This is a genomic window from Treponema pallidum subsp. pallidum str. Nichols (genome assembly GCF_000410535.2).
Lineage (GTDB): Bacteria > Spirochaetota > Spirochaetia > Treponematales > Treponemataceae > Treponema > Treponema pallidum.
Map to the genome: position 1 here is coordinate 89,737 of NC_021490.2, position 23,945 is coordinate 113,681.

Below are 23,945 nucleotides of genomic sequence, written 5' to 3' on the forward strand. Positions count from 1 at the left end.
AACTGTATGCATCTGTATAAGAACTCAGAATCAAGTGTTATTTATTACGTAAAAAGTTTGGGTCAATTGTGTGCGGTACTACGTAACGTCGCGCAGGTACAGCCAGTTGGGGGTGGAACGGGCTTGGTGCAATATCAGATAACCCCGGTTTTAACGTTGCCTTCACATTTGGTTGTTCTAAACGGTGTACCAGAGTTGAAAGATATTTCTAAAACTGAGCACTTTCTTGAGTTTGGTGGTGCTGTGTCGTTGCAAGCAATTGTGCGATTGGGAAGAAAAAATATTCCCGTGGCACTGCACGAGGCACTGTCGCACGCAGCAAATCCTGGGATACGGACTCTGGCCACTATTGGGGGGAATATTGCAGGTACGCGTCCGCATGCTTCTGCTCTTGCGCCGCTTATCGCGCTTGATGCAAAAATGGAGGTGCGGACTGGACATGAAAACTTTTGGATTTCTGTGGCACACTATGCACATGCGCGTTCTGACACGCTGCGACACCGGAGTCATGTAATTACCCGTATTCGCCTTCCAACAGATTACTGGGACTTTTCCTACTACAGACGTATTGGGTCGCGTGCATTATTTGGTGAACGTGCCGATTTCGTGTTTCTTGCACAGCAGCAGAAAAACGCGTTGTCTGAAATGCGTATGGTATTTTTTTCAGATGTAGTAATGAGAAATAGAGAATTTGACAATTTGCTGTTAGGCAGAGCGATTCCTCTTTCTGCAGGGGATATTGCGGCAATCGTATATCGAAGCAGAGAGTTCTTTGCGCCTGAATCCTTTAAGAGTGCGTACATCGCGCACTGCTTCTTTCATCTGCTGGAAGACTGTTTGCGCCGCTTAAGATGAAGCTACAGGTGGCGAGTTTTACCCAGGCACGCGCAAACAGCTGACGCTAAAGACCGAGTTTTTTCATTTTGCTTTGCAATGTACTTGGCTTAAGACCAAGAATTTCTGCTGCGCCATTTGCTCCGTATATCTTACCGTTGCTTGCATCAAGCGCCGCTTGAATTGCTGCGCGTTGCGCCTGATGAAAGTTGACCACCAGCGTAGTTTCTTCCTTTTTCCCCTGTGTGCATCGCACCATGCAAGAGCTATCGCGTATGCACAGAGGTATAGCTGGTTGAACGCTTTCTGACACTTCGGTGTGCTCCCGAGGATAGACAGTAGTCTGCGTGCCGGATTCCGGGGTCCTACATACAAGGTGTTCTGCGCCGATGGTATCTCCGCGTGCAAGAAGTGCAGCACGCTCGAGTAGGTTGCGTAACTCACGCACATTGCCAGGAAACGTGAGCGAGAAGATTTTCTTAAACGCGCTGGGAGAAAGCTGAGTGCGCTCAAACCCCGGGCGGGTCTTAATTTTTTGGATAAAATGCTCCGCTAGAAGCGCAACGTCTTCTGCACGCTCGCGCAAAGGGGGGAGACTGAGGGGAAAAACATCGAGCCGGTAGAGGAGGTCTTCCCTGAATTTCCCTTGGGTGACTGCTTCTGAAAGGTTGATATTCGTAGCTGCAATAATGCGAACCGAGACGCTTACCGAACGCTCCCCTCCAACGCGCTCAAATACTCCGTCTTGGAGTACGCGGAGGAGCTTCGGTTGCAGTTCCAGGGGGAGATCTCCGACCTCATCGAGAAAAAGGGTGCCACCGTGAGCCAGTTCAAATCTTCCCCGATGGGTGCCGACCGCACCTGAGAAGGCACCTTTTTCATGTCCGAATAATTCGCTTTCTGCAAGGCTATGGACGAGTGCTGAGCAATTGACGGGGACGAAGGGCTTGTCGCTGCGGGTGGAAAGTTGGTGAACGGTTCGCGCAACAAGCTCCTTTCCAGTGCCGGTTTCTCCACAAACAAGGACAGGGAGGTCAGAGGCTGCTACGAGCTTTATAGCATCGAGTGTGCGTGTCCAAGCAGGAGAGGTTCCGATCATATTTTTAAATGCAGGTGATTGGGGAGCTAAGAGCGCATTTCGTTCGGTCAAAAGAGCGTGACTCTTTTGACTCAGTGTCTCGGACGCGTCGGTCTGGGCTACTGCGAGCGAGATAAGTTTAGAAAGAGTAGTAATGAAGCGTACAACGTCTGGGGTAAACTGCTCGCACAGGCGATGGTCGAGCGTGAGCATGCCAATGGGAGTATCATCGATGTAAAGCGGCGCGATGAGACAGGAATGATTTTGGGGCATGGGAATAAGCTCTGTGTAGGTATCAGTGTGGGCAAGCGTCGGATCGAAAAGGTATGGACTCTTCTGTGATAGGATGCGCGCAAGATCCTGCCTTTTGGTGAGGTCTATGGTGTGGTGTTGGAGGCGGGGAGTGTACAGGGGACCACGCGCCTTGCGAACTCGCAGTATTTGAGAAGATTCAAAGCTGAGGACCACGGCTAGCTCGTAACGGGCAATCTCATAGAGGGCGTCCAGAATCATTTCCAGCGACTTTTCCGCAGGCAGGGGGGAGAGCGCGCGTGCAGGACAGCCCGAACAGTTCATGGGGCCCGAGTATAGAAGAAAAAGGCATATCCGTGCAATTCTCCGCATGGAGCCTGTGGGCGTGTCGTGTGCAGGGTATGGTATTTGTTTTTCGAATCCTTTTCCTCGCGTTTTTTATGGGGTATAATCGCGCGCATGAGACGCGTGTGGATAAGTGTTCTGATGTTTCCTTGCGTATGGGCAAATGCGCAGGGAGAATTTCTCGCAGGCGGTGCAAAGGGATTGTACCGTATTACTCCTTACGCTCAAGACGTACTGCTCTCTGGCGTTTCGGTTAGCAAGATTATTGCTGCGGGAGAGAACTGGTTCTTGCTTACGTCTCGAGGTGTCATGACCTCGCGCGACTTAAGGACTTTCGCGCACGTGGGTGAGCAACTACCAAAGAAGGTAGTGAAGAAGATAGTCGATCGGGAAAAGGTTTTTGTGTCTCAGCCGCAGCCATTGAAAGATCTTGAGGTACATCCGGATAACGGAGCGGTTTTGGTTACCGCTACCAATGACGCAGTGTTTCTCAGCAAAAATGGGGGACGGACTTGGCAAAATCTGGGCTGTAATGCAAACAGCAGTGGGATTAAGGCGGTCGCGGTGCTCGATTTTCCTGATGAAACGGGTAAGCCAGTGCTTACCGTGTTTGTTTCGCATTCCCTGCGTGGTATTGCGTGGATGCAGCCAGAGAAAGGTCGTTTTTGGACTGATATTAGCGCTACGCTTGCGCTTGGTCCTGAAGCCACTGAAGAAATCTCAGACATTGCGGTGCGCAGGAGCGTGCATGGCAATGAGCTTTTTGCAAGCTACACGTTCGTGCCCAAGATCGTACGCCTTAACTGGGCCAAAAAACGCTTTCAGGACGTACGTGTGTGGACGGCTGCGCTGAAAGATGCGCGCTGCATTGATGGATTGAGTGCGTCTGTCGCTTCGCTCGTTGGGTGTCGGGATGGTAGTTTGTTTGAGATCCCCCTCATTATGCCTCGCCCCTTCGATTTGGCGCGTCTTGAACAGGATTTGCGTCGGATCCCGGATCAAATCTTATGTGCGTGGGTTCCGCGTCATGTGTCACAGACGGGTGATGCGCTGTCTCTTTCTGAGTTATGGCTTTTGCACGACCGGTCTAGTCTTGCAAAAGAGGGACGTTTTGCGCGGGCAGATTTGAAAAAGGGTATCTACGTACCGGCGCATCACATTAAGGATCCTAAGCTTCGTGCAATGCACTTCAAAACGATTGCGGACAATAAACTTAATATGCTTGTGTACGACATGAAGGATGAGCTTGGAATGGTGCGTTATCAGTCGCAAGATCCATTTGTGCGATCGGTCGGTGCAGTTCGTCCTTTTGTTGATATGAAGACGTTTGTGAAGCAGGCAAAGGAAAAAAAGTTGTACCTAATAGCACGTATTGTGGTGTTTAAGGACAAGTATTTGTTCCGTTGGAATGGCTTTGAGCTTGCGGTTAAGGCGGGTGGTAAGCCTTGGCAGGGGTATAAAAACGGAGCGCTCCGTAAGGAAGAAATTCACGAGCATTGGGTGGATCCGTACAACGAAAAGGTGTGGCGGTACAATGTCGCCATCGCGAAAGAAGCAATTGAGTTTGGCTTCGATGAGGTACAGTTCGATTATATTCGGTTCCCTACCGACGGAGATAACCTTCACCAGGCGGAGTATCCGGCAAGAGAGTCCGGGATGGATAGGGAGAGTGCGTTGATGTCGTTCCTGGCGTACGCGCGCGAGCGCATAGACGCGCCAATCTCCATTGATATCTACGGAGCGAACGGGTGGTACCGTACAGGCGCGCGCACGGGCCAGGACGTGGAACTGCTAGCTGAGTATGTGGATGTGATCTGCCCGATGTTCTACCCCAGCCACTTTAGCCAGAGCTTCCTAGCTTACGCGCCTGCGCAGGAGCGTCCCTATCGCATCTACTACTACGGCGCGTACCGCAACCGGGTGCTGGCCCGCAACCGGGTGGTCATCCGACCCTGGGTGCAGGCCTTCTACCTACCGGTCTCTTACGACCGGGCGTACTACGGCGAGGATTACGTGCAGCGCCAGGTGGCTGGCATCCGCGAATCAATCGATGAAGGATACACGTACTGGAACAACTCAGGGCGTTACTCAGACGTCCGGCCCGACGGCGCGCGCCTCCGTTAGCCGCCAAGGCAACCCGGCGAGCGGACGCCCCTTGTTGGGCCGTTTTCCCACACAGGACCGAAAATCAGCGTCCGTCCTCTCAGGAGAAGAACTTCTCTAGCTCGCCTATGTCCGCAGTCCTAAAAAGCTCGCTGCTGTCCTCGTCAAGGATAACAACCATTGGAACGCTACCTATACCGAAATCCGAGACCAACTTGGCCCCTTCGGGGGAAGTCGATTCAGCAATCTTTTTTTCTACATCTGGCAGACCACTGCAATACTCGCGCAGGCGCGCGCTCGCCTCGTCTGCCCCTACCACAGCGTTGACAACCATAGCAAACTCCCTCCGTTTCCGTCAGTCTGGGGCTTACCACCCCCCCCCTGCACCGATACCGCACAAGCTACGCGAGTTCAGTCAACTCGGCGCACAGCACACGCAAAAGACCGCTACTCGGTGAGGATTTTAATAACCTCCGCTTTACTTGTTGCATCAAGGATCTCCCGACGTTTCTCAGAACTCTTAAACAGGAGACTGATCTCAGCCAAGAACTGCAGGTGCGGACCAGTGACGTCAAGTGGAGAAAGGGTCATTATGAAAATACGACAAGGTTCTTGATCCAAAGAGTCGAAGTCAACCGGACTGTCAGAAACACCAACCCCTGCAACCAGACTACTCACTGAATTAGTTTTACCGTGGGGTATGGCAATGCCATGCTTCATCCCCGTAGACATTTTTCGCTCTCGATCGAGCACACACTCCCGCGCAGCAACCTTGTCGCTCACCCTTCCTGCACGGACGAACATCTCGAGCATTTCGTCGATGATCTCCTCCTTGGTAGAACCCTTCAGGTGCAGGCTTACGGTTTCCGGCGTCAACACGGTCTCCAAATTCATTCCCCCAAGCTAAAAACTCTCAAAGGAAAAGTCAAGCTTTTTGGAAAAGCTCCCCACGCTCTTTCCGCTCCCAGGATATCTTGACCTTTTGCCTACTTGGACTTTACCATGCGCGCGTGGAGTTCGCCACCAGGGAGCAGCTGAATAGGTACTACGATTTGTACAAGGATGTCGATGTAACTTTCTCAAAGGATGTGATGCAGGCGCTCTGTTTTAATGCGCGGCAGGTGTGCGTGCGAAGCGCGGGAGGTCAGTGTTCCTGCGTAATGAATTCTGTGTCTATGGTGGGTGCGAAAGTTATTCTCAGCAGGAAGAGTAGTCTGCTTGAGAGCATTCAAGTGGAAGGGGCGAGCGTCAGCATACGGTTTTCTTTCTTTGAGTCCGATGCGCGGGATGCGGTTTCCTTCTTCGTTACTGCCAGGGTTCTCGGTGTTGAAGACTATGCCCAGAGTACGGAGCTAGTGGTGTTAAGCGTGGCGTATACGCAGCGCATACCTGATATGCTCATAGAGCGTTTGGGTTTGCTTGTTGAGGCCAACATTAGTTCCAAGAAGCGTAAGTCGGAGCGTATTGCGGTGAACAAGGAGAGTATGCGCAGGATCGGCTTGATGAGAGCGGAGACCATCGTGTTCATTCAGGCGATTCCTCGCCGCTGCGTTCTGCGGGATGTTTCCTTTGGTGGTGCGAAGTTTATCATGATGGGCGTTGCGCCGTTTTTGAAAGGCAAGGAGACGGTGCTGAAGCTTGATTTTGAGGAGCCGAGTACGAGCATGAGTATTAGGGGGCACGTGGTGCGTGCAGATCAGGTTGAGGGGCGTAAAGACCTGGTGGCCGTGGCCATGGAGTACGACTTTGATGTGGTGCCTGTCGCGTATCGTATGTGTTTGAACCGCTACGCATCGGACCGCTGTCGCCGTTTTCCCGGTACGGACGAGGACTGCTCTGCGGCGTCTGCCGGCGATCCAGGGCGGTCGTCAGCAGGCGCTGAAGGTATTGACCTTTCTGTACCCTTCTCTTTGTCTTAGTTTTAATGGCGCTTGTCACCGGATTGCCCCTTAGGGGGGTCCGCATGTCTGCGGATGCGCGCGAGGCTCCGTGCACTGAGCCTCGCTCCGACCAGTAGTTTCGAACGCACAAACCAGCCTCGTGGCACTTCCAGTGCGTACCGTACTGACCGGTTGCTGCGTACGCTGTGTGTGCTCAGCGGGACTAAGTCTTCTATCTGTACGATCGCCCCTTGAGCATCCAGGAATGCGAGAGAGAGCGGGTGTGGGGTGTCCTTCATCCAAAAGGAGAGGCGTGTGTCCTGTTTATACACGAAAAGCATGCCCGTCCCGTCGGGGATCCGTGTACGCCCCATGTACCCGCGCCGCTGCGCTTCTTCCGTGAGTGCGAGTTCTACAACCACCGGCACGTACTGCCCTCCTGTACAAAAAGCGATTTGCGCTGTTTCTAGGCTATTCGTTCTGCACGCCACACAGGAAAGCAACCCCAGTAACAAAAGCGACAGCGCAGCAGGTGTCCTGTGCAGGTAGAAGGAGACGTGCTCTTCAAAAGCCTTGTACAAAACGCTTTCGATCCTTTTCAGCATTGCTCTTTTGAGTGTCGCGTGCACTAAGCTGTTCGTTAAAGGCGCGGATATCTATGTACTTGATAATAAGAGGCCGCTCGAGCACTAGGCGTGTGGACGCGTCTTCCCACAAGGCAACCCGAGGACTGAGCTTATGAGGTTCGCCGTATTTTTTACACAAGTTCTCATATACCGAGTAGTAATCTATCGCGTCAGTGTTGAGTTTGAACGTCATAGCATATAGACGGTCACGGTAGAACTGAAACCAGCTGCGTGCAATAAAGTGGGGACCCGTGGTCTCAATCAAGATACGGTTCTCACTCATTAGCAGTGACACGTCACGCTCGCCGCGATATCCAAAAATACTATCCTTTTTCAGTGCTTCCTTTACCTCGGTTACGCCCATACCCAAACTCAGCGCGCGGTACACGGCGGGAATTTTCTCAAGAGAATGTGTCTGCGAAAGAGGAGTGACTGTAGCCAGCATTCTCGCACCGCCTGCGCCGCGACTAGGGGAAGGGGAAGAACATAAATAAGACTGCATATGCAACACCCCGCCCAACGCAAGCGCCATACAATTTTTAGCATAATTCATGCCGTTTTCCTCTCCTTGTGTGGATACATCTACTGCCTGTTGTGTGGGTCCTTGCGTGCCTTGGCGAGGGTACGCTTTTTCTTAAAATAGGCAACGCGCTTCACCAATTCTAGGTCGTCGGTGACAGATATTTTGTTATCGACACAGCGGACAATAGGTTCTCGTAAAAAGTCTTCGGTTACCTGAGAGACGATGTCTTTAGGGAAACCGCACATGTGTGCGAGTTCTATGGGACCGAATTCAAAATCGTAGGCCTTGCCGGTGCTAGGTATGTAGCGAATCTTTTCTAACTGGATGGCCAACATATCGTACATTTTTTCAGTCGGTTCCGGAAGCAAAGTATTTGCGAGCTGTCGGTACATCGACCAGATGCGATCTGCGAGCGTGGTGGTAAGACGCGCAGTCAATTGCGGTTGTGTGGCTACCAGCTGTTGGAAGTTCTTTCGGTTCACGGCCAAAAGCTGGCAACCATCAGACATAACAATGGCGCTTGCAGAACGCGGCTTGTTCTCCAGCAACGCCATTTCCCCAAACATATCTCCTTCTTTTAAAATCGCCAGCACTACCTCATTGTTATCAACAATCTTAGTAATTTTTACATGTCCTTTTTGAATGATGTAAAACTCATTTCCCAATTGACACTCACAGAACACCATCGCCTCTCGATCGTAGCAGCGCGTGGCTTCAAGTATGTTAGGTTCGAGTATTTCTACTGGTACCTTAACTCCTGTGGATTTAATCGCAACAAATCGTTTGCGTGCTTCCTCTGCATACGTCCCCTTGGGACTTTCCTTGAGATAATGATAGTACGCATAGAGCGCAAGTTCAAACTTCGTCATTTTGACGTAGTATTCGCCAATAGCGAAAAGATGCGAGACATCCACATCAGTGTGTTTTTTCAATGTCAATTGGGTAAGCGCCTCATTGAGGTAGCGCATTTTCTTTGTGAAGGAAAGGATGATTTTCATAGCAATCGCCGCGTTCTTTTCAATGAGCTGGGGGAACTGCTCATAACGAATTGCAATAAGCACGACATCAGTGAGCGCAACTGCAGTTTCAATCTGATTATGCCGCGACATGCAGGCAACTACACCTAAAAAGTTACCCGCGGTTAGGACGTTTCCTTCCTCCTCTGCAACTATCTCTACTTGTTTTGCAATACATACCTGACCGCTGTGAATGATATAGAAAAGATCTGCGTCAGCTTTCCCCTCTACTAGTATGTAAGAACCCTTCTTGAAGTTAACAAACGTCAGCTGTAACAAAGTATCCCACTCCTTCCTAATCGTCGCTCTATGCTCTGTTTACAAGACAACCCGTACGTCTTGCAGTGCACAGGTGCCCGCCTCATGAGTCTCGCGAACTGGAAGTCATCCTCACAGATTCTCCAGAAAAAATGATTTCCCGTTCGAGCCACACTCCGTGTGTTTCAAACACGCGTTGCCGAACGACGCGCAAGAGTGTGCGCACCTGATGTGCGGTGGCATTCCCCGTATTGATAATGAGATTTCCATGCCAGGGTGCTACCTGCGCAGCCCCACAGGAGGTGCCCCGTAAACCTGCCTCTTCTATGAGAATGCCAGACGGTTTACCAAAAGCTGGGTTGTTTTTAAACGCGCTGCCTGCTGACGGAAAGCGAAACTGCCCCTTTGAAATACGATCGGCAATCTTCTCCTGCATGTGCTTCCTAATCTGCGCCGGATTGCCGGGAGTGAGACGTACACACAGCGAGAGGATAAGACGCCTTCCTGCATGGAGTTCAACACCGTGAGGACTCTGGAAAGGAGAGCGCTTGTAGCCCCAATCCCCCGCGCGCGCGAAGACGGTCTGAAAACTGCTGCAGGTAAACGGTCCGCCGTCGAGGCCAAGACATTCCCCTCTTTTGTCTTGTGCGTTTTTTCTCACCTCTGGCAGTTCTTTTGCGCGCGAACGCACGGGGTGAAGTACGAGCGTGCGCGCAGAGTGAAAGCAATCTGCGATTGCACGCCCATAACATCGGGCGTTCATGTACGCGGCACCACCGACACTACCAGGCAGCCCTGCAAAGGTCTCAAGCCCGCGTAGAGCGTGATGGGCACAAAAGGCCAGGAGGGCGGCCACAGGTAACCCCGCGCCTGCATGTACGAGCACTGAGCCATCGCGCTGTGTTTGGGTGTGTAGACTGCGAAAGCGACGAAGGCTCAACATCAGACCCGGTACGCCCTCGTCTGCGATTAACACGTTAGAGCCTCCCCCAATAAGGGACAGCGGAATGCGTGCGCGCTGCGCTTCCTCAATAAGCGCGCGCAGCTGTGTGCAGGAGCGCGGCTCCGCCCAAAACTGCGCAGCGCCACCAATGCGGAAAGAACATCGCTCTGCAAGTGGGACGTTACGGCGCGTGATCCGACGCGCGCGTATCCGGTGCGCGGACATGGACAGAAAACATATACGATTTCACGCGCTTATGCTACAATGGCGCGGTCTTGGCCTTCTTTGCGTTTCGAGGGAGGGTAGACTGAAGCGCAGGCGGGCAAAGGCGTTTGCGCGACAATGGGGCTGGGCGTGGTCCGCACGTGTTCTGCGCCCGGTTGGGAGAAACTTCGAAGGGGCGCACATGGCCTTGCGCGTATACAACACCCTTACTCGTCAGCAAGAGCACTTTCAACCCTGGGAGCACGGGCACGTGCGTCTCTACGGTTGTGGGCCTACGGTGTACAATTATCCCCATCTGGGGAATCTGCGCGCATACGTTTTTCAGGATACGGTTCGACGTACCTTGCACTTTCTTGGATACCGCGTCACCTACGTTATGAATATTACCGACGTTGGGCATTTAGAAAGTGACGCAGACAGTGGTGAGGATAAGCTGGTAAGGAGCGCACAGGCGCATGGCCACTCGGTGTTGCAGGTTGCAGCGCACTATCGCGCAGCCTTTTTCCGCGATACTGCACTGCTCGGTATTGAAGAGCCGTCCATTGTCTGTAATGCCAGCGATTGTATCCAGGATATGATCGCGTTTATCGAGCAATTGCTCGCGCGTGGGCACGCGTACTGTGCAGGAGGGAACGTGTATTTTGATGTGCGATCCTTTCCTAGCTACGAAAGCTTCGGTTCTGCCGCGGTAGAAGATGTTCAGGAAGGAGAGGATGCGGCGCGCGCGCGGGTGGCACACGATACGCATAAGCGTGATGCACGTGATTTTGTGCTGTGGTTTACCCGTAGTAAATTTGTGCGTCATGCGTTGACGTGGGATTCTCCGTGGGGGCGGGGGTACCCCGGGTGGCACATCGGGTGTTCTGCAATGAGCATGAAGTTTTTAGGACCACGTTGCGACATCCACATCGGAGGGGTGGATCATATTCGTGTGCATCACCGTAACGAGCGTGCTCAGTGTGAAGCAATTACTGGTGCACCCTGGGTGAGGTACTGGTTACACCACGAGTTCTTGCTGATGCAGCTGCAAAAGCGCGCAGTACATGCGGATATGGGCAGTTCGGTGGTGTCGTCTTTTTCTAAAATGTCCAAGTCCTGTGGGCAGTTTTTGACGCTTTCTTCGCTGCAGGAGCGTGGCTTTCAGCCAGCTGATTTTCGCTTCTTTTTGTTGAGTGGACAGTATCGCACGCAACTTGCTTTTTCTTGGGATGCGCTAAAAACGGCGCGTGCCGCCCGACGGAGTTTTGTGCGGCGAGTGGCGCGTGTAGTGGACGCTGCTCGAGCAACTACAGGCAGCGTGCGCGGCACTAGTGCAGAGTGTGCCGCAGAAAGGGTGTGTGAATCGCGCGCATCAGAATCTGAGCTGCTCTTAACTGACTTTCGTGCTGCGTTGGAGGATGACTTTTCTACGCCACGTGCTCTGAGCGCCTTACAAAAATTGGTGCGTGATACCTCGGTGCCGCCATCGCTGTGTGTTTCGGCACTCCAGGTGGCGGATACAGTGCTAGGGTTAGGCATAATACAGGAAGCGACCGCATCGCTATCTGCGCAGGTTCCTGCTGGCGATACGTTGCCGCAGCGTCCTTTACCGAGTGAGGAGTGGATTGGACAGTTGGTGCGTGCGCGTGCACATGCACGCCAAACGCGTGATTTTCCCCGTGCAGATGAGATCCGTCGGCAGTTGAAGGCTGAAGGGATTGAACTTGAAGACACCCATCTTGGGACTATTTGGAAGCGCGTGTAACATTTTGGGAGATACATTGTTGCATGAGCAGGAGCTTTTAAGAGCACAGGATGATGCAGATTTTAAGCTCATGTACGAGCAGCTTGTGCCAGTGCTCTACCGCGTAGCGTACAACGTGGTGCGCGAGGAGGACATCGCTGAGGGGCTCTGCCATGATGCCTTCATTGCAATGACAGAAAAGAGGATGGAGTTTCCGTCTCTGTCGGACGCAAAGTATTGGTTGATCCGCGTGGTGAAAAATGCCTCGTTAAATTACGCTAAGCGTCGTGTACGTGAGCGTCATTCTTGTGAGCAAGCGTCGCGCGAGCATGTGTGCGAGCCGGATACCGGTGAGCTTCGCTTGTTAAGAATAGAGACGATTGAGCAGGTGCGCGCGGCCTTAGATCGACTGCCCGAGCACCTCCGTGTGGTTTTGCAGTTGCGCGAGTATGGGGACTTAAACTACAAGGAGATCGGACGTATCCTGGGCATCAGCGAGGGGAATGTAAAGGTGAGGGTGTTCAGAGCGCGCGAACGATTAGCGAAGTATTTAGGAGAGACGGATGCGTACCTGTCCTGATTGTGCTGCTTGGTGTGCTTATGTGGACGGAGAAGGTTCGCAACTGCAACGCCGTGAGATGTGCGCGCATCTGCAGGGTTGCACACACTGTGCCACGTGTGTGGCGCACTATCGCGCCATGCGGAGTCTTGTCAAGCATGCTGATCGCGTTTCTTCCCGTGATTTTACAATGGCTTTTCCATATTTGCGCGTGCGTCACCGTGTCGCTTCCTGTATGCCGAGGCCGTGGTGGCAGGCACGTTCCTCTCCTCTTTCTGCTGCAGGACCGGTCCGTGCTGCGGCACTCGCTGTGGCGGTCGCATCTTTATGTGTATGCACCCTGTTGCTTACTCATATTGTTGAAAGGCGTCCTGTATCCCGTGCGGGTGAGGCGAGTTTTACCCCCATTGTACCTATGCGTGTTCGCGCCCCTGTTGGGTACGCGCGCGGTGTGAAAGTGTTTGGTCCTGCCGTTAGTGCGAATTCCAACGTGCTGCGCAAACCAGCTGCGGTGTTCACCGTCTGTGCGTTTGCGCAGTTGTATGGCTCAGATCCTGCGTATGAAATGGAAACAGTGCCGGTGAGGCTATCGGTTATTCCTGTGCCTTCCTATGTGCTCAATGCTTCAAAAGCGCAGTTCTTTTCCCCATAATCCAGGCAAATGTGTAGTAAAAATAATGCGCCCGCGCGGACGTGTTTCCTGTTCTTTTCAAACCGTTCTGATCGTTGGGTGTTCCTGTCTGCAAACTTGATTGACCTGCTTGTCAGGTAGCCATAAGGAGAATGTCTATGACCTTCGTTGAATCAATGCAGCGGCGTGCTGTGCTTGCGCAAAAACGACTCGTGCTTCCTGAGGCCTGCGAGCAGCGTACGCTCGAAGCCGCCCGTTTGATTGTGTTCAGAAACATAGCCGCAAAAGTTTTTCTTGTCGGATGCGAGCGTGATATCAAAAACACCGCAGACAGGTGCGGTATCGACCTTACCGACATGGTCGTCATCGATCCGAGCGTTAGCAAGCACAGAGATCAGTTCGCAGAACGTTATTTTCAGAAGCGAAAACACAAAGGAATAAGTCTTGCCCAGGCTGCAGAGGATATGCGCGATCCTCTGCGTTTCGCTGCTATGATGCTTGACCAAGGTCACGCAGATGCCATGGTTGCCGGTGCAGAAAACACTACCGCGCGCGTTCTTCGTGCAGGCCTCACCATCATCGGAACCCTTCCGAGTGTTAAAACTGCCTCTTCCTGCTTCGTTATGGATACTAATAACCCCCGTCTGGGAGGAACACGTGGTCTATTTATTTTTTCAGACTGTGCAGTGATCCCCACTCCCACCGCAGAACAGTTGGCTGATATCGCCTGCTCTGCTGCAGAAAGCTGCCGCACCTTCATTGGAGAGGAACCGACTGTCGCACTTCTTTCCTACTCTACTAAAGGATCAGGAGGTGATAGTGACGAGAATATCCTGCGTGTACGTGAGGCAGTCAGGATTCTACACGAACGGCGGGTGGACTTTACCTTCGATGGGGAATTGCAGCTCGATGCTGCGCTCGTACCTAAGATTACCGAAAAAAAAGCGCCTCACAGTCCTATTACGGGAAAGGTGAACACACTCGTGTTTCCCGATCTTTCTTCGGGTAATATTGGGTACAAGCTTGTCCAGCGCCTTTCAGATGCGGATGCATACGGACCTTTCCTGCAAGGTTTTGCAAAACCACTGTCTGATCTCTCGCGTGGGTGCTCGGTTGAAGATATCGTCGCCGCTTGTGCAGTCACACTTGTGCAATCGAATGGACGCTAATGACGTCCACCCAGGCGCGTATACGTGAGGCAGTCCGTGCAGGGAGCGTCCGAGATTATGCGCGTGCTATCCGTATTCTTGAAGAGCTTGCCGCTTCAGGAAAGGCAGAAGGATGTCATCACCCAGATGGCGGTGCGGTGTATGAGAGGGGGGCACAGGAAGAGTGGAATGAGGGGTCGTCTGAGTCGCACGCGCACGGTGGGGATGGTACGCAGGACGCGTATCCTGAGATTTATTTGTATCTTGCGCGTGCATACCACGCACAAAGGCAGTATGCGCGCGCGGTAGCGTACGCTACTGTGTATTCTAGGCGCGTGCCGCGCGACGGCGCAGGTTGGTTCTTTTTGGGAAGGAGCTATCTTGCACTGCATCAGGGGGGGTATGCGGTTGCAGCGCTTCGGCGCAGTGTACGAGAAAATCCTGCCTCTCTTGGGGCGCAGGCGCTGTTAGGACTCGCCTATCTGCGGAGTAAGAAGCCGCGTGCAGCGCGCATGGTGTTTGAGCAAGCACTTGCGCAGTATCCAGACAATAAGCGTTTGAACGCAGGGTATTTGAATTCGCTTTTTGTAGAAGCAGTGCAGCATCTAAAACGGGGGAGCGCAGATCTTGCGCGTCAGATGTTTACGTTTCTGATTAATCAGGATGTAGACGGGGTTGCGCCACGTTTATACTTGGCGCACGCGTTTCGTTCTTTGAAACATTTTCCTGAAGCGCTTACCCAGTATCGTGCAGCAAGCGCATTTGCGCCGCACGATCCTGCCCTCAAGTGGTACGAAGCGGCCATGCTTGTAGAAATGGGGTGTCTGTCGCAGGCGGCAGCGTTGCTGTCGACGTTGGGTGTTTCCATCGAGCGTGATCAGATTTCGGATCGTTTTCTAGTGATGGGCGCCGTGCGCAAGCACATGGAGGAGGGGGCGTGGGCTCGTGCCGCTTCTGCAGCGCATTTATACCTGAAAACTTTTGGGGGTTCTGTAGAAATTCACCTGCTAATGGCAGAGGTTCACCGGCGTGCGGGGCGCGTGAACGTGGCTTTGAACCACTACACGCGTGCGATGAAAATAGAACCGAAAAATTGTTATCCGCATTATGGTCTTATGGTGTGTTTGCAGGAAGCGAGGCGCTGGCAAGAGCTGGCAAAGGCAATCAGACGTGCAGAAGGCGCAGGGTGCGACGCGCAGGATTGCTACTACTACCGGGTGATTACAGCTGCCCATTTGAGCAATCCTCCCGAGGAGGTGTTACCGCATCTGCAAGAACTTGCGCGTGGAGGGAAGGCCGATCAGCTTTTGTTCAATGCTCTTGGGGTAACGTATGTGCGACTGGGAATGGCAGATCTCGCACTTCGCTGGTATGAAAAAACCCTTCTTCTGGATGCAGAGGACGAAGAAGCGTGCGTGGGACTGATCGCCTGCTACGAGGCGCTCTGCGACGACGCGCGCGCGTACACCCAGTATGGAGCGTACCTGTCCCGCTGGAGGGACAATCGGGTTATCCGCAAGGATTTTATAGCCTTTCTTGAGAGAACAGAACGGTGGTCCGAAGCGGCGGACCACATCGAGTTGCTCGCCTCGGGTGAGCGAGGGGGTTTTTGGGGTACTCGCCTTGCGTTTGCGCGTAAAAAAGCCGGCCAGTACAGGCAGGCTGCAATTATCTACCGGGCGCTCTTACGTCAGAGACCGGACGAGCGGGTTTTACTGCACAACTTGGTATACTGTCTTGACAAGATGGGGCAGGCAGACGCAGGGCTAAGGCTGCTCCGCGCTGCGTGCAACGCGTTTGGGACGAGCGTGGAATCACGCCTGATTGAAGGGGTGCTGTGCTTACACACAAGACGCATCAACGCGGCAATCCGCACACTCCGCGCGGTCCTAGAACAGCAACCAGGCTACACCGCAGCGAGCGAGCTCCTGGCAAAGGCCTACGCGCTGGCGAGTAGCCGGGCCTAGGCATGGGCGCGCTTCTTCCTGACCAATCCCCCAAGAGGGAAACGAGCTAGCCACGTTCGGAGCGTGGCGCACCCTAAAAGGCACGCCGCTTTGACTCACGCGCGCTTTGGCACTCAATGCACATGAGCGAGTAGGGGATGGCGCGCAGCCGATCCTCGGGGATAGATTCGCCGCAATCGGCGCATTTCCCGTAGCGTCCCTGTTCGATACGCAAAAGCGCAGACTCGATCTGTTGTAGACATCTGAGATCCTTTGCGCTCAAAGACTCGAGCATCTTACGATCCATGTCATCAGAGGCAATATCGGCAGAATCCTTAGGGTCCACCCCGGCGACAATCGCTTGAAAATCTTCATTGTTGGTTGTCAGCGAACGCGCAAGCGAGCGCTTGCGCTCTACTAAGCTCACTTTCATTTCCTCAACAAACGACTGATCCACCTGACACTCCTGTATGCGGTACAACGTACCCGGCACCCACCAGTCTGATTGACAGCACCCGACCTAGAGCGTAGACTGCTGGAGGGACCGCTCCGTCCATTATACGGACGATGGAGGGAAAAGGCAATGTTCTGCCCGGCAGGTTGCGTCCGGTGCACGTGGAGGGTCAGTGACGAAAGAAGAAGCAATCGAGGTGGACGGAGTGGTTAAGGAAGCGCTGCCGAACACCACCTTTAGAGTGCAATTGCAGAATGGGCACGAGATCCTTGCGTATCTTTCAGGTCGGATGCGCAAGCACTACATCCGTATCGTGCCCGGAGACTCGGTGAAGGTCGCGCTCTCACCCTACGACCTCTCCCGCGGCAGAATTATGTTTCGTGAGCGTTAGATTCCTCTCTCGCAGGAGAGAGGTGCTTGCTCCTCTTTAGCAGCGGGGTTGCTCATCCTTCAAGGAGGATTGAGAGTCCTGCCCTCAGGGTGTGCACTCCGCGCGCCAGGCAGGACACGCTGAATGCGATCCCGAAGAAGCCAAATACTAAAAAGAAGCGTAGCCCGAATAGAGCCAGGAGGACGAGCGCCGCTCCCTGAATGAGAAGGCGCGCCCCGTCTTTCCTGGAGCCCGTGCGCGCGGTAGGACCCGCCGGATCGGGCGGAGCGTCTGCACTGCTCCAATAACTCCACCCATTTCCAGGAAAACCACCGAAGAAAGTGTACCATCCCTCGAAGTGTTCGGTTTCCCGCGCGTGCCCTCTCCAGGGACCGTGCGTGTGTGTGTAGCGGGTGCGCGCTCCTGCCTTGTCGTCCGTACCTGAGGTCCAAGCGCCAAAGCCCTCTGAGGCGTCGCGTCCTGCACGCGAGGACCAAAATGCGCCACCTGCGCGTTCGGCATCGTAGCGTGCGCGTGATGCACGGTCAGAGAGGACGGCGTAAGCTGCGTTGATCCTTTTAAACTGGTCCTCCGCACACGCGTCGCCCGGATTTTTATCCGGATGATACTTAAGCGCCTGCGCGCGAAAAGCTTTCTTAATGTGTTCCTCAGAAGCATCGGCAGCAACGCCCAGTATGGCGTAATGGTCAGGAACAGTGCGCTCGCTCATCGTTTACCCAATGGTGGTCCCCACGAACTCTTGCCTGTTCAGGATGCGCTCCAAATTCGGTAAGTCACGCCCTGTTGCGCAAATGACCTGAATTCCCGACTTTTTTGCCCGGACACTAGCGACTGGGTCAAAGGGGACATGGCTGCCCGGTACCCACTCCTTGTCGACAAGGAGGAGGAAATCATCCCAGGAGAGGGATGTGAGCGCCTTCGCATCCTTGTCTGAACGAGGATCCCCCGTGTACACATGCGCAACGTCGGAAAGGTTAATAACCGTCTTTGCAGAATAACGCTCTGCAAGGAGCACAGCGTCGGTGTCGGTGGAAAAACCCGGTTTCCAACCAGCAGCAACGAGCACCTGACCTGAAAAAACGTTCGCCGCAGTCGGGTCATACACGACCGGATTTGGACAAAGGATTCCAAAAAGGGATTTGAGCAGCTGCGCGTTCAAACGCGTAGCCATGATGCCAATCCAGTCAAGTTCAACGTGTTCGGCCGTGGCATACAGCTCCCTGTCTTCCTGATTATCGCCCTCGTGCGCAGGTTTCGCACAGGCCGGAGAAGACAGGCTCCGGCGTAGCGCACGATAGGCGTTTTGATAAGTGCGCGCAGGTGCACCACCGCCTGAAACGACAATGAGCTTCCGTGAGGCGTCTTCGTATAGGTACCGTTGAACGGAACGAACGAACCGCCCGAGAAGCTCTATGTCGGGCGTCTCAGGCGCAACGATGGAACCTCCAAGTGACAGAACGGTGACCATGAAACCCTCTCGCCGGCATCGTAACGCAAAGAGACCCTTTGGATCCAGGCCCTGTGTGTATCTGGCATTGCGTCCCAGCGTGCACGGGGCGATGGAGTGTTCTACACGGGCGACACAGACTCCTAGTTCTTGTATTCTGTGCAAAAACCGACGTAAAAACTGTATCTCCGTAGTCTAGTGAGTGTTCTCTGTGCATGAGTTGCTCCCGTACGACCGGTGCTTTACGCGCGGTCCCCCTTGTGTTCCGTTCCGTCCTGGTGCTTGCGGTGTGGGGTGTTTCCTGCGTACAAGCCGCCGATGTGGCGCACAATGCGGATGTACCTTCCCGCTCGCTGAAGGCGCTCGAGCGTTTCCGTTTTTTTGTGTATCCCAAGCCGCTCGACCTTTCTAGTGACTTTCATGCGAAGGCCTTGAAGGGGGAGGCACTGGTTCCTAGCCTTTTCAAGGGAAAGGTGACGCTTTTGAACTTTTGGGCTACGTGGTGTCCGCCCTGTCGTGCGGAGATGCCGTCTATGGATCGCATGCAGGCTCTTATGAGGGGGAATGACTTTCAGATTGTCGCGGTCAACGTTGGTGACTCGAGAAAACAGGTGGAAAGTTTTATCGCGCGTGGAAAGCATACCTTTCCTATCTATCTTGACGAGGAGGGGAGTTTGGGGAGTGTTTTTGCTTCCCGTGGTCTGCCAACTACTTATGTTGTGGACAAGGCAGGGCGCATCGTGGCAGTGGTTGTCGGGAGTGTGGAGTATGACCAACCAGAGCTAGTGGCTCTCTTTAAGGAACTGGCGCGTGACTAGTGTCCCCGGCGTTGTGGGTTCCTTTTTGGCCGGGTTGCTTTCTTTTCTCAGTCCCTGCGTCCTGCCGCTTATTCCGGCGTACGTCTCTTTCATTTCGGGAGAATCGCTCGGTTCTATCCGGGCGGGGGCGGCGCGGCTCCAGGTTTTTCTCAGCAGTGTTTTTTTTGTATTAGGACTGACGACGGTTTTTGTGTTGTTTTCAATCGTATTTAGCGGAGGGGTGCAGCTTGCAGGTGCGGGTGTGCTCACTGTGCTCACGCGTGTAGCGGGCGTGGGGGTGATACTCCTCGGCTTAAACACAATCTTCGACGTGGTTCCGTTTTTGCGTGTGGAAAGGCGTATGCACACAACGGTGCGACGGGTGGGTGTGTTTCGTGCGTATCTTTTTGGGTTGCTGTTCGCAACGGGATGGACTCCGTGCGTGGGGCCGATTCTCTCTTCTCTGTTGTTCTATGCGGCGAGTTCTGGGCAGCTGCTCCACGCAGCAGGGCTCCTGACCGTGTATGCACTGGGATTGGGACTTCCCTTCGTGTTTGCAGGGATCTTTTTTGGACGTGCGGAGCGGGTGTTTGCGTGGGTAAAGAGTCACATGCACGCAGTAAAGCTCGCCTCCGGGATGTTGATCGTCTTTTTCGGACTGCTGATGCTAACGTCGGGGTTGCAGGCACTCAGTCGGCTTTTTCTACGGGCAGGATTCGCGTTAGAGGAATACTCGACGCGGGGAATAACCCCTCTTCGGCAAATAGCGGCACTTCTTGCGCAGTGGTTTTTGTACCAGGGGGTTTGAGCGCGAGCGGCTTTGGGGCTGTGCGGGTGGGTAGCCATCACGTAAATAGTTTTTTGATGCGTGTGAAGGCCCGCGTGACCTCTTCCTCGCTTATTTTTCCTTCCGGTGCATGGGCGCGCACCAGGTGTTTGGGAATTTCGTCCAGAAAGGGGGAGGCGGTGCGCTCTTCCCTTTTTCCGCCGCGTTTCCTTGTGCGGCAGTGTGTCAGGTACAACTTCTCTTTTGCGCGGGTAATTGCAACGTAGAAAAGGCGTCGTTCTTCCTCGATGCTGTGAACCTCTTCTATACTTCGTTCGTGTGGAATGGTTCCCGCTTCCACGCCGGCGATAAACACTACGGGAAATTCCAGCCCCTTCGACGCATGAATTGTCATGAGCGACACAGCGCCCTCTGTTTCTTTTTGGACGTTATCGCGTGCTAGCAACGTAACGCGGTTTAGGTAGTCGTACAAGCTTCCGTGTTCTGAACTCTGTTCCCAGTGTTCGATGGATTCGACTAAGTGTTCGATTTGCAAGAATTTAAAACGTGCGGCATGTTCGTTTTTTTGGAATTCTTGGATGAGGTAATTAAAATACTGAATGTCTTCAACAAATTTGCGTACCTTGTACGCAAGATTTTTCCCCGAAAGTAGATGGGTACGCGCCTGGGTAATGAGCTGGAGAAAATTTTCCACAGCGGTACGATGTGATTCTTTTAAATCGACTGCATGTGTTTTATTGATAATTTGATTCAGTGCATTGAACACGGAACATTGTTGTGTATTAGCAATGTCGGAGACTAGATGCAGTGTTTTTTTTCCAATTCCTCGCCTCGGGGTATTAATGATGCGTAATAGGTTGACATCGTCGTCAGGATTAGAAATTACCCGCAGATAACTGAGCACATCCTTTATTTCTTTCCTCTGAAAAAAGCTCATGCCGCCTGAGACACGGTATGGAATATTTTCTTGCAAAAATACGTCTTCAATTATGCGCATAAAACTATTCGTGCGGAGTAGGACTCCAAAACTACTGAAAGAATAGGATGCGCGTATTTGTTCTGCGAGAATCGTGTTTGCAATAAAGATTGCTTCATCACGTTCCGTTTCGGGATTGAAGATTTCAATAGGTTTTCCTGAATCGTTACCGGACCACAGTGCCTTTTCCTTGCGTTGTGTATTGTGTGCGATAACGCCATTTGCGGCAGCCAAAATAGTTCCGGTGGAACGGTAATTTTGCTCTAAGGTAATTTCTGTGGCGTAGGGGAAGTCTTTTTCAAAAGAGAGAATATTGTCGTGGTGTGCTCCACGCCAAGAATAAATTGATTGATCATCGTCCCCTACTACACAGATATTTTGTGTAGCGAGCATTTTCATTAAACGGTACTGCTGTGCACTGGTGTCTTGGAATTCATCCACTAAAATGTAATGATAGCGACTCTTATATGAAGCAAGGATATCAGGATATTCACTGAAGATCTGGATTGGCAGTACGATCAAATCGTCAAAGTCTACCGCATTAAATAATTTCAACGCAGTATGATATTCGTGCCAAAGAGCACGTTCCTTGTGCTGTAGCTCTTTTAAGTTCTTACGCTGCATTTTAATAGCGGAAAAGAGCGTGCTCACGCAGTTTGTGTCAAGAACTTCTGGCAGGAGATGTACTTCCTTTGCTGCTTCGCGAATGAGAGCACGTTTATCATTTTCATCATAAATGCTAAAGTTCTTCCTCCAGCCGAGAACATGGATATGTTCTCGCAAAATCGTAACGCCAAAAGCGTGAAAAGTACTGACGGTCGTGTTGCGTAAAGGTTTGCCCGTGAGAGCTTTAATACGTTCAGACATCTCGTGTGCGGCCTTGTTAGTGAAGGTCAGTGCAAGAATGCGCGATTGCAGAATACCGCATTCGAGCATATACGCGATGCGCGCCGTGATTACGCGCGTTTTCCCTGAGCCTGCGCCGGCGATAATGAGAAGCGGTCCCTCAAGTGTGGTAACGGCTCGACGTTGCTCAGGATTAAGTGTAGAGAGCATAGACGCACAAGCGTAGCAAAATAGGGCGGAAAAAAGAATATCCGTATGTGGAAGGGCATAGACTGTGGGTAATACTTCAGATTGGGTAGAGATGGATGGATTGCGCTATGTGTATGCCGCGCAGGGTGCGGCCCCCATGCCTGCTCCTACGGATAATCCTGCTTGTGATGCGCACATGTCGCATGACGTCATAGCGCGTACTGCCCAAGCAGTTTTTGGTATTCGTGCGCTGTTTCCTTGGCAGCGCTTGGTAATTGCTAACATACTGGATGCGGCGCATGCGTGTACACATACAACTCCGTTCGCTGCGGCAGGTTCTTCTCAAACCGATGCTACGAGGGTGACTCATGTGGATGACGCGCAGCCTGAGGATAATTTCGTCGGTGCCATGCAAGACACACGTTTTGATCAGGATGGCGTGTCACGCGCACATCAAGTGGTGCTATTGCCGACAGGTGCAGGAAAATCGCTGTGTTTTCAAGTACCTGCCCTCTTTTTAGAGGGGCCGACGCTAGTGGTGTACCCACTGTTATCGCTCATGCGTGATCAGTGCCGTCGGATGCAGGCAGTGGGATTTTCGGTCATCTTGTTACGTGGTGGACTGAATGCGCAAGAGCGCGCGTACATGTATGCGCAGTTGGATAGGTGTGCTGAGGCGTATGGCCGGATGCGAGGCGTTACGCCTCCTGCACACCAGACGGCAGAATTTTCCCTTGCAGATTCGATCTCTTTTGATGCGTCACTCTTCTCTGATGACGTGAGTACCTTCTCGAAGGTGGTACATGTGGATGAACGTCTTGCTCAGAAAAGGACAGAAAGTCGAAGAGGTGTATGCATCATCGCAAGTCCAGAGATACTCACACAACCTGCGCTGCGCGCACGCGTGCGTGCATGTCGCGTTGCGCATTTGGTTATTGATGAAGCGCACTGTGTGTCCGAGTGGGGAGATTCGTTTCGTCCTGATTACGTGCGACTAGGCGAATTGGTGCAGGATCTTGCGCCTCAAGTGGTGACTGCATTTACGGCGACTGCAAGTCAAACAGTGCTTGCGCGCATCATGGAAGTGCTGTTTGGCGGTCGTGCGCACGTGTTGCAGGGAACAGTAGATCGCCCGAACATTCGATACACCGTACGCACGGTGCTGTGTAAGCAGACGGCACTGACTCAACTTGTAGCGCGTTGTGTGCGCCCTGCAGTTATTTTTTGTGCTCGTCGGGTACAGGTGGAGCGTGTAGCCCACCATTTGCGCACGTGTCTTTCTGACACACAGATACGTTTTTATCACGCAGGGTTGCAGAGGGAAGAAAAAGAAACAGTGGAGCGATGGTTTCATACCCATGATTCTGCCGTTTTGGTAACTACTTGCGCGTGGGGAATGGGAGTTGATAAGCCGAATGTACGTACGGTCATTCACGTGGATGCGCCACTGACTGTGGAGGCGTACGTACAGGAGGTTGGAAGAGCAGGACGGGACGGAATGCGTGCAGACGCATTTTTATTGTGGTCACCTCGAGATGCTCGCTCGATAGAAACACTGCCGCATGCACAACGGGTGCGTGCGCACGTGTTGCGCCACTTTGCTGAAAGCGGACGTTGTCGCCGCGCAGTTTTACTTGAGTCTTTGGGGGAACAGAATGTGTGTGCCGGATGTGATGTGTGTGCAGGCACTGCACGTTTTGTATGTGAGGATGTAGAAGCGCTCTTACAGTTTTTGAAAAAGAATGCGCGCAGATTCACTGTATCATCGTTGGTGCAGCACCTCGCGCTACATCAGAAAGTGCTCAGTGTGGCGGATGTACGTGCCTTGCTATATTACGCGCTCGAAACAGGACGTGTGAAAAAAAAACATTCACTCTTGTGGGGTGATGTCCTGTATGTTGCACGTTAACGATTCTGCGAGCAAATCGTATCTGCAGGAAAGCAAGAAGGATGGCGAGAACATACAGT

General features: G+C 52.8%; 23 protein-coding genes. 12 read left to right on the forward strand and 11 right to left on the reverse strand.

The features are described from left to right. Positions 1 to 6: 6 nt before the first annotated feature. Positions 7 to 855, forward strand: a complete 849-nt coding sequence (locus tag TPANIC_RS00395; RefSeq protein WP_010881530.1) for an FAD binding domain-containing protein — start codon at positions 7 to 9, stop codon at positions 853 to 855. A 46-nt stretch (positions 856 to 901) separates the two neighbouring features. On the opposite strand, the gene TPANIC_RS00400 is transcribed toward TPANIC_RS00395, so the two are convergent. Beyond that, the gene (locus TPANIC_RS00400) at positions 902 to 2,488 is read right to left on the reverse strand and encodes a sigma-54 interaction domain-containing protein (protein ID WP_014342260.1); all 1,587 of its coding nucleotides are present in this window, start codon (positions 2,486 to 2,488) and stop codon (positions 902 to 904) included. A gap of 162 nt (positions 2,489 to 2,650) precedes the next feature. Between TPANIC_RS00400 and TPANIC_RS00405 the strand changes: the two genes are divergently transcribed. Continuing rightward, positions 2,651 to 4,633, forward strand: a complete 1,983-nt coding sequence (locus tag TPANIC_RS00405) for a putative glycoside hydrolase (protein WP_014342766.1) — start codon at positions 2,651 to 2,653, stop codon at positions 4,631 to 4,633. Between the two features lie 79 nt (positions 4,634 to 4,712). Here the strand turns inward: TPANIC_RS00405 and TPANIC_RS00410 are convergent, their stop codons facing one another. Both TPANIC_RS00410 and TPANIC_RS00415 read right to left on the reverse strand, forming a co-directional pair. Beyond that, complete coding sequence (locus TPANIC_RS00410) at positions 4,713 to 4,946, reverse strand: hypothetical protein (protein WP_010881533.1); 234 nt, start codon at positions 4,944 to 4,946, stop codon at positions 4,713 to 4,715. Positions 4,947 to 5,059: 113 nt separating this feature from the next. Further along, entirely contained in the window at positions 5,060 to 5,506 is a 447-nt protein-coding gene (locus TPANIC_RS00415; protein WP_010881534.1) for a PTS sugar transporter subunit IIA, read from the reverse strand. A gap of 116 nt (positions 5,507 to 5,622) precedes the next feature. Here TPANIC_RS00415 and TPANIC_RS00420 point away from each other — a divergent pair, with 116 nt between their 5' ends. After that, the gene (locus TPANIC_RS00420) at positions 5,623 to 6,531 is read left to right on the forward strand and encodes a PilZ domain-containing protein (RefSeq protein WP_014505404.1); all 909 of its coding nucleotides are present in this window, start codon (positions 5,623 to 5,625) and stop codon (positions 6,529 to 6,531) included. A gap of 2 nt (positions 6,532 to 6,533) precedes the next feature. Here the strand turns inward: TPANIC_RS00420 and TPANIC_RS05640 are convergent, their stop codons facing one another. The 4 genes from TPANIC_RS05640 to TPANIC_RS00440 all read right to left on the reverse strand — a co-directional run bounded on the left by TPANIC_RS05640 (position 6,534) and on the right by TPANIC_RS00440 (position 10,083). Beyond that, positions 6,534 to 7,097, reverse strand: a complete 564-nt coding sequence (locus TPANIC_RS05640) for a DUF192 domain-containing protein (RefSeq protein ID WP_014342264.1) — start codon at positions 7,095 to 7,097, stop codon at positions 6,534 to 6,536. Then, on the reverse strand, positions 7,057 to 7,671 hold the full coding sequence (locus TPANIC_RS00430; RefSeq protein ID WP_010881537.1) for a hypothetical protein: 615 nt from the start codon (positions 7,669 to 7,671) through the stop codon (positions 7,057 to 7,059). The genes TPANIC_RS05640 and TPANIC_RS00430 overlap by 41 nt, the downstream gene beginning before the upstream one ends. Positions 7,672 to 7,700: 29 nt before the next feature. After that, positions 7,701 to 8,936 carry a Crp/Fnr family transcriptional regulator gene (locus tag TPANIC_RS00435; RefSeq protein WP_010881538.1) on the reverse strand — a complete coding sequence of 412 codons (1,236 nt, stop codon included), beginning with the start codon at positions 8,934 to 8,936 and terminating at the stop codon, positions 7,701 to 7,703. A gap of 82 nt (positions 8,937 to 9,018) precedes the next feature. Continuing rightward, the gene (locus tag TPANIC_RS00440) at positions 9,019 to 10,083 is read right to left on the reverse strand and encodes a UDP-N-acetylmuramate dehydrogenase (RefSeq protein ID WP_010881539.1); all 1,065 of its coding nucleotides are present in this window, start codon (positions 10,081 to 10,083) and stop codon (positions 9,019 to 9,021) included. Between the two features lie 181 nt (positions 10,084 to 10,264). Between TPANIC_RS00440 and TPANIC_RS00445 the strand changes: the two genes are divergently transcribed. The 5 genes from TPANIC_RS00445 (at position 10,265) to TPANIC_RS00465 (ending at position 16,111) form a co-directional block, all read left to right on the forward strand. Further along, positions 10,265 to 11,827, forward strand: coding sequence for a cysteine--tRNA ligase (locus TPANIC_RS00445; RefSeq protein ID WP_010881540.1), 1,563 nt, complete (start codon positions 10,265 to 10,267; stop codon positions 11,825 to 11,827). Between the two features lie 70 nt (positions 11,828 to 11,897). Beyond that, positions 11,898 to 12,386, forward strand: coding sequence for an RNA polymerase sigma factor (locus tag TPANIC_RS00450; RefSeq protein ID WP_010881541.1), 489 nt, complete (start codon positions 11,898 to 11,900; stop codon positions 12,384 to 12,386). A gap of 22 nt (positions 12,387 to 12,408) precedes the next feature. Then, positions 12,409 to 13,017, forward strand: a complete 609-nt coding sequence (locus TPANIC_RS00455; RefSeq protein ID WP_237249922.1) for an anti-sigma factor family protein — start codon at positions 12,409 to 12,411, stop codon at positions 13,015 to 13,017. A gap of 137 nt (positions 13,018 to 13,154) precedes the next feature. Beyond that, positions 13,155 to 14,165: a phosphate acetyltransferase gene (gene pta / locus TPANIC_RS00460; RefSeq protein ID WP_010881543.1), complete on the forward strand. Its 1,011-nt coding sequence runs from the start codon at positions 13,155 to 13,157 to the stop codon at positions 14,163 to 14,165. Further along, positions 14,165 to 16,111, forward strand: a complete 1,947-nt coding sequence (locus TPANIC_RS00465; protein ID WP_010881544.1) for a tetratricopeptide repeat protein — start codon at positions 14,165 to 14,167, stop codon at positions 16,109 to 16,111. The genes pta and TPANIC_RS00465 overlap by 1 nt, the downstream gene beginning before the upstream one ends. A gap of 73 nt (positions 16,112 to 16,184) precedes the next feature. On the opposite strand, the gene TPANIC_RS00470 is transcribed toward TPANIC_RS00465, so the two are convergent. After that, a complete protein-coding gene (locus TPANIC_RS00470; protein WP_010881545.1) occupies positions 16,185 to 16,547 on the reverse strand; it encodes a TraR/DksA family transcriptional regulator in 363 nt (120 codons plus the stop codon). 169 nt (positions 16,548 to 16,716) lie between these two features. Here TPANIC_RS00470 and infA point away from each other — a divergent pair, with 169 nt between their 5' ends. Continuing rightward, positions 16,717 to 16,935 (forward strand): translation initiation factor IF-1, encoded by a 219-nt coding sequence (gene infA, locus TPANIC_RS00475; protein WP_010881546.1) that lies wholly within the window; start codon positions 16,717 to 16,719, stop codon positions 16,933 to 16,935. A gap of 52 nt (positions 16,936 to 16,987) precedes the next feature. Here infA and TPANIC_RS00480 read toward each other — a convergent pair whose 3' ends face one another. Together TPANIC_RS00480 and TPANIC_RS00485 are read right to left on the reverse strand one after the other, a co-directional pair. After that, positions 16,988 to 17,644, reverse strand: a complete 657-nt coding sequence (locus TPANIC_RS00480; RefSeq protein ID WP_014342266.1) for a J domain-containing protein — start codon at positions 17,642 to 17,644, stop codon at positions 16,988 to 16,990. Between the two features lie 3 nt (positions 17,645 to 17,647). Next, positions 17,648 to 18,403 carry a UMP kinase gene (locus tag TPANIC_RS00485; protein WP_010881548.1) on the reverse strand — a complete coding sequence of 252 codons (756 nt, stop codon included), beginning with the start codon at positions 18,401 to 18,403 and terminating at the stop codon, positions 17,648 to 17,650. A 194-nt stretch (positions 18,404 to 18,597) separates the two neighbouring features. On the opposite strand from TPANIC_RS00485, the gene TPANIC_RS00490 reads away from it, so the two are divergent. Both TPANIC_RS00490 and TPANIC_RS00495 read left to right on the forward strand, forming a co-directional pair. Further along, the gene (locus TPANIC_RS00490; protein WP_010881549.1) at positions 18,598 to 19,200 is read left to right on the forward strand and encodes a TlpA family protein disulfide reductase; all 603 of its coding nucleotides are present in this window, start codon (positions 18,598 to 18,600) and stop codon (positions 19,198 to 19,200) included. Then, positions 19,193 to 19,987: a cytochrome c biogenesis protein CcdA gene (locus tag TPANIC_RS00495; protein WP_010881550.1), complete on the forward strand. Its 795-nt coding sequence runs from the start codon at positions 19,193 to 19,195 to the stop codon at positions 19,985 to 19,987. Before TPANIC_RS00490 ends, TPANIC_RS00495 begins: the two co-directional genes overlap by 8 nt. Before the next feature lie 37 nt (positions 19,988 to 20,024). Here TPANIC_RS00495 and TPANIC_RS00500 read toward each other — a convergent pair whose 3' ends face one another. Continuing rightward, entirely contained in the window at positions 20,025 to 21,998 is a 1,974-nt protein-coding gene (locus TPANIC_RS00500) for an ATP-dependent helicase (protein ID WP_010881551.1), read from the reverse strand. A gap of 64 nt (positions 21,999 to 22,062) precedes the next feature. Between TPANIC_RS00500 and TPANIC_RS00505 the strand changes: the two genes are divergently transcribed. Then, entirely contained in the window at positions 22,063 to 23,886 is a 1,824-nt protein-coding gene (locus TPANIC_RS00505) for a helicase-related protein (RefSeq protein ID WP_010881552.1), read from the forward strand. Positions 23,887 to 23,945 lie beyond the last annotated feature (59 nt).